A 3,435-nucleotide genomic window follows, 5' to 3' on the forward strand; every position below is an offset into this window, starting at 1 on the left:
AACGAAGAGGTTATGGGTTTAGAAACTTCAACAATTTCAAATTAAGAAGTTTTCTGACTTGGCATTTTGCCAGCTAGTTTCAGTTTATTTTACATACTATGTTCGGTAGAGCCAGATTTTAATCTATCTTCAAGTCCTGCAAAAACTTGGCGAGCTGCGTTTTCCCATGTCCAAGATTCATATAACTTTTCTCTAAGTTCTCTAGCCTTTCTCTTTGCTTCATCTTTGTTAGTGGCTATTGCATAGAGATGTTTTACAACTTCTTCAATATCGCTATGTGGCAGCGTGTCTTCGTTCAATGATCCTGAAATTTCAACTGGATACGGATAGGTTATTCCTAGTCCGTCAGGAGGAGGTTGAGTTATTGCCTTATATAAACCAGTATTCGTTGAAAGAATCAACGGGACTCCAGCACTTATTGCTTCTAGTCCAACAAGACCAAAAGCCTCGTAAATAGAAAGCATCATGCAAACACTATGTCCTTTAAGCTCCTCAAAAAGGTTGTCTCGATTGTTATCATATGACCAACCATAAATTGATACGGCTCTTCGCGCATGTTCTTCCACTAGCGATTTGAGCAACTGATACTCTGTATCTAGCTCCTCTCTAGACAATCCAATCACTACAATGCCAGGATCTTCTCCAAGTGGATTTGCCTTGTTTCCTGCTGCTCTCCCAAAACTAGCTACAGCTAAATTTATCTGTTTCAGTAAGGTGTTTTCTCGATTAACCCGTCCAAAAGTAATTGCTGAGAAGCAGGATGGCATTTCTACTGGCTCTATCTCTGCTAGACCTGGCTGAACTTTTATGACACTGACTGCTTCTTCCCTTCCACGAATCTTGTCTTTTGCAGTCTTTTCCAATTTAGGGCCGATAGCAAAGACAATATTAGCTTCTTTCAGAATATTCTTTTGATGATCAAGCTGTTTTCTATCATTTTTGCCTTGGAAGGGCTTGTATGCCCTGTAATCCATGTGATGAAATATGGCGACTGGAACGCTAAGATGCTTCGATACTGCAATTGCTCTTGATCCAGTGTGTACGTCATGCCCTATTACATATACAGCAGTTAGCTGGCGACTTTTAAGTTTATCTACAACATTGTCTATATCTTGTTTCGATCTTTTCACAGAAGGTAAGCTCCAAAGTTCTAGACCAGATGGCTTATCTTTACCTTCATCCTCATCTTCAACAATGTCATCTTCAACAATGCAAACAACGCTTACGCTGGGAGCAGTCAATTTAGCCAAAGCTTTACAGAGATCGTAGTTGAAAGAATTAATCCCTCCGTAATGTGGCCCCCAAGCCGTCGCGAAAAAAACAATACATTCGCTCATAGTCAGAAATTTACTATGCAAATGGAATAAACGCTGTATCTGTCAAATCTTTCTCTAGTCTTGCAGATTTGTATCCGTATGTTGCAGGCGACTGTAATGTAATGATTAGGCAAAACTGTTTTTTATTTCCAAATTTTTTTCTCAAAGAATCATCATAATTTTGAATTAAATAGTGAATAGCTCCCTGATTAGTTCTCCCTGTCTGTCCACAAATTAAAATCACAGGATGAGAAGTATAACTAGGATAGAGTCTTGCTAAAACAGCATACTCGCTCTTGTTTTTCTCATACCTAAATTTTTCGTTTTTGGTAACAATTGCAATATTATCAGGATCGCCTGGCTCGTAGGGTTTCAGATGAATCCCCTTAAGAAAATTTTCTAAATGCACTCTGGTTCTCTGATTGGAGTCTGGGCCACCTATACAAAATTCAGTCGTTCCTCCAGCAGGTTCCAGTATTTCATCGAAGGGAGCAATTATTAATTTGGAGCCAATTTCATCGACAAGCCTAACAACTTCAATCAATGTCTGCACGTCTGAATGAGACATTGTATTCGGGCTTTTAGGATTATGATTCATTACTGCAAGGCATGTTTCCTTGGGTAAAAGACCAAAAAAGGCAGCCCTTCGATTTAGGATTCTGGATTTGCGTACCTTTTCCCATAGCCAAACAGCAAGGGCTGTTACAATGCTTGTTACTATCCCAACTACAAAGTTTTCAATAACTGATGGAGACATTGAGCCTGAAGCCAATAGGGTTGTAGTGGAATTCAGTACAGTTGTCTGACGATTTCGCTCACTCGTACAGATTAATGCCAACAACATCATAGTCTAATAGTCTAATAGGTGAATCGTCAGACCAACTCATCTACTGATCAAAGCTTCTAAGGTTCTCTCTCAAGCGTTGATGAATGCGATCGCTAGGTGTGCGCGAAGCGCCTTAAACACTCACATTCTCTGACTGCTCTTTTTGCAAGAGAAAATCTAGATAGTCTTCCAATTGCAGCCGCCTCGATTTTGATAGCTGACGTAATTTGCCTACAATCATTTCTTCCTGCTGCCACTGAGCGACAGGGATAATTTGCGAGGCGGCGACTTCCAGCGTCACCTGAGGTAGATCAAACCCTTCCAAGCTATACCCGTCTTCCTCCCCTTCAGGCATGGGGTAATGTTCCACAATTGTCCCAATATCGCCCCGCTTCAGACCGTGTTCTGGTAAATTCTGAGCCAGGGCAACTTGGGAAAAGAGAGGGTGCTGTACCTTCATCAATTGGCTCCTTTATCTGGCACTAAGGTGACAAATTTAGTCGTACCATTTGCAACCATCCAAATGGTCAGGATATTGAGTTCAACCCCATTTATTCCTCGCAGACACGCACGAATGGCATATTTCTCGCCATAGCGATTAACTTCAATCTGTTCGGCAGGTTGAGTTAAGACTTGAGTGCGTAGGTCTTGTTCAAGTTGCTGCCAATTATCCACTGTGTACCCAGCCCTGGCAAGAAATTGGGATTTATCATCTTTCGGCAATGGCACAAGCAGGTACTTGGTTAACTTTTCTTCTGCGATTATTGCCTCCTGCGCTAAGAAGACCATTAGTTCATGGGATGAATTAGGGGTAGGGGTTGTTGACTACATTTTACTTTGGGACGCTGGTCGTCTAGCTGTTTGAGATGATCAGGGTTTTGGTAGCGATCGCAAAGTGGCGTAAAGCGCGATCGCTGTCGGTTACTTTTTGTGGATATGACTATCTACCAGAAAGCTATTTGTGCGAAGTATTTTTCTTGATTAACGGCATTAGCTGTCTAGCAACAACATAACTTCAAAACTGGCACGGATCACCTAAGGTTGGCTCGTTCTCCGATAGCCTGCTTGACCTCATCAATGATTGGCATTTTGAGCAGCAAGCATCGCGTTAATTTTAGTAAAAATGCGGTCTAACTCTGCGATCGCATCTAATTCAGTAATTTCATCGGGAGTTAGCTGGGGTTGGGTCGAGGGGGAGTATTATCTCCCGCCCCTCCCAGTTAAATCCGGACGTGCCCCTTTCGGTGCATCCGGCTTCCGATGTTCTTAGCTTTCGCGTTTGCCCATGTGGGT

The 3,435-nt window shown here is 42.1% G+C and carries 5 protein-coding genes; 1 reads left to right on the forward strand and 4 read right to left on the reverse strand.

Annotated elements, in window-relative coordinates; all coding sequences use genetic code 11:
• Positions 1-89: 89 nt before the first annotated feature.
• From H6F74_RS28975 to H6F74_RS28990, 4 genes are all read right to left on the reverse strand, one after another.
• Positions 90-1,337 (reverse strand): glycosyltransferase family 4 protein, encoded by a 1,248-nt coding sequence (locus tag H6F74_RS28975; RefSeq protein WP_190445565.1) that lies wholly within the window; start codon positions 1,335-1,337, stop codon positions 90-92.
• 13 nt (positions 1,338-1,350) lie between these two features.
• A complete protein-coding gene (locus tag H6F74_RS28980; RefSeq protein WP_190445567.1) occupies positions 1,351-2,073 on the reverse strand; it encodes a hypothetical protein in 723 nt (240 codons plus the stop codon).
• A gap of 202 nt (positions 2,074-2,275) precedes the next feature.
• On the reverse strand, positions 2,276-2,602 hold the full coding sequence (locus H6F74_RS28985; RefSeq protein ID WP_190445568.1) for a DUF4926 domain-containing protein: 327 nt from the start codon (positions 2,600-2,602) through the stop codon (positions 2,276-2,278).
• Positions 2,602-2,931 (reverse strand): DUF6883 domain-containing protein, encoded by a 330-nt coding sequence (locus H6F74_RS28990; RefSeq protein WP_190445570.1) that lies wholly within the window; start codon positions 2,929-2,931, stop codon positions 2,602-2,604. Before H6F74_RS28990 ends, H6F74_RS28985 begins: the two co-directional genes overlap by 1 nt.
• A 77-nt stretch (positions 2,932-3,008) precedes the next feature.
• On the opposite strand from H6F74_RS28990, the gene H6F74_RS28995 reads away from it, so the two are divergent.
• On the forward strand, positions 3,009-3,155 hold the full coding sequence (locus H6F74_RS28995) for a hypothetical protein (RefSeq protein WP_190445572.1): 147 nt from the start codon (positions 3,009-3,011) through the stop codon (positions 3,153-3,155).
• Positions 3,156-3,435 lie beyond the last annotated feature (280 nt).

This window comes from Trichocoleus sp. FACHB-90 (assembly GCF_014695505.1).
Taxonomy (GTDB): Bacteria; Cyanobacteriota; Cyanobacteriia; order Cyanobacteriales; family FACHB-T130; genus Funiculus; species Funiculus sociatus.

Excerpts from the sequence above, each read along its gene's own strand:
- H6F74_RS28980 (WP_190445567.1), bottom strand. The coding sequence starts at position 2,073 with ATGTCTCCATCAGTTATTGAAAACTTTGTAGTTGGGATAGTAACAAGC.
- H6F74_RS28985 (WP_190445568.1), bottom strand. The coding sequence starts at position 2,602 with ATGAAGGTACAGCACCCTCTCTTTTCCCAAGTTGCCCTGGCTCAGAAT.
- H6F74_RS28995 (WP_190445572.1), top strand. The coding sequence starts at position 3,009 with ATGATCAGGGTTTTGGTAGCGATCGCAAAGTGGCGTAAAGCGCGATCG.
- H6F74_RS28990 (WP_190445570.1), bottom strand. The coding sequence starts at position 2,931 with ATGGTCTTCTTAGCGCAGGAGGCAATAATCGCAGAAGAAAAGTTAACC.
- H6F74_RS28975 (WP_190445565.1), bottom strand. The coding sequence starts at position 1,337 with ATGAGCGAATGTATTGTTTTTTTCGCGACGGCTTGGGGGCCACATTAC.